Source organism: Paracoccus marcusii, assembly GCF_006151785.1.
Lineage (GTDB): Bacteria > Pseudomonadota > Alphaproteobacteria > Rhodobacterales > Rhodobacteraceae > Paracoccus > Paracoccus marcusii.
Map to the genome: position 1 here is coordinate 1 of NZ_VDDD01000249.1, position 1,299 is coordinate 1,299.

The window sequence follows — 1,299 nt, forward strand, 5'->3', positions numbered from 1 at the left end:
CTGCGCAGCCAGGGCGCGGCCCGCCGGATGGTCGGGCCACAGCGTTTCCGGGCGCAGGCCCCGCTCCGCCAGCGCGGCGGCCAGGGCGACCATATGCGCGCCCACGCCCGACGGCTCGGCGCTGTCGGTGGCCAGCAGCAACCGGTCAGGCATGCGCGGGGACCGCCATCATGCGCCGGTGCAGCGCCAGGGCCTGGGCCACCACCTGGTCCATGTTGTAATAGCGGTAGCTGCCAAGACGCCCGGCAAAGATCACGTTCGGTTCCGCACCGGCCAGCGCCTGATAACGGCGGAACAGTGCCTGGTTCTTCGGGCAGGGGATGGGATAATAGGGATCGCCCCGGTCCGACGGATATTCGCGGGTGATCGCCGTCATCGGGTGGTCCTGCCCGGTCAGGTGCTTGTATTCGGTGATCCGCGTGAAGGGCACGTCCGGGTCGGGATAGTTCACGACGCCCACCGGCTGGAACTGGCGCTGGGGCAGGGTCTCGTGCGCGAAGGTCAGGCTGCGATAGGGCAGCGCGCCGAAGCGGTGGCCGAAATAGGCATCGATCGGCCCGGTATAGACGGTCAGCGCGCCGCGATCGGCCGGGTCGATGTCATGGAAATCGGTGCCCGTGCGCACGTCGATCCCCGGATGGTCCAGCATGCGCGCGAACATTGCGGTATAGCCATCGCGCGGTATCGCCTGGAACCGGTCGGTGAAATAGCGATCGTCGGTATCGGTGCGCGTCGGCACCCGCGCCGTGACCGAGGGGTCCAGCTGGGACGGATCCAGCCCCCATTGCTTGCGGGTGTAACCCTCGAAGAACCGCCGATACAGATCGTCCCCCACGGCCGAGACGACGACATCGCGCGCGGTGCGGATCGGGTCCACGGGCCGGGCGCGCGCCGCCAGGAAGGCGGCGGTATCCGCGTCGCCGGTCAGCCCGGCATCATAGAGCATGTTCAGCGTCGTGCGGTTGATCGGCATCGGCACCCGGCGATCGCCCAGATCGGCCAACACGCGGTGCGCATAGGGCCGCCATTCGGTGAAGCGCGACAGGAAGTCGACGACCTCGCTGGCGTTGGTGTGAAAGATGTGCGGGCCATAGCGGTGGATCAGCAGGCCGTCGGCATTGCGTTCGTCAAAGGCGTTGCCGCCGATATGGTCGCGCCGGTCGACGACCAGCACCCGCTTGCCCGACTGTTCGGCCAGTTGGCGCGCCATGACCGCGCCGGCAAACCCCGCGCCGCAGATGGTCACGTCGGGACGGGGCCGCGCGCGGCGGGGGCGGGGCACGGCAGGCCGCCGGCGTC

Annotated in this window: 1 protein-coding gene; it reads right to left on the reverse strand. The window is 69.3% G+C overall.

The window, feature by feature from the left end; genetic code table 11:
- Nucleotides 1-145: 145 nt before the first annotated feature.
- The coding region (gene glf / locus FHD68_RS18575; protein ID WP_139086596.1) for a UDP-galactopyranose mutase at nt 146-1,299 on the reverse strand (1,154 nt) is incomplete at its 5' end.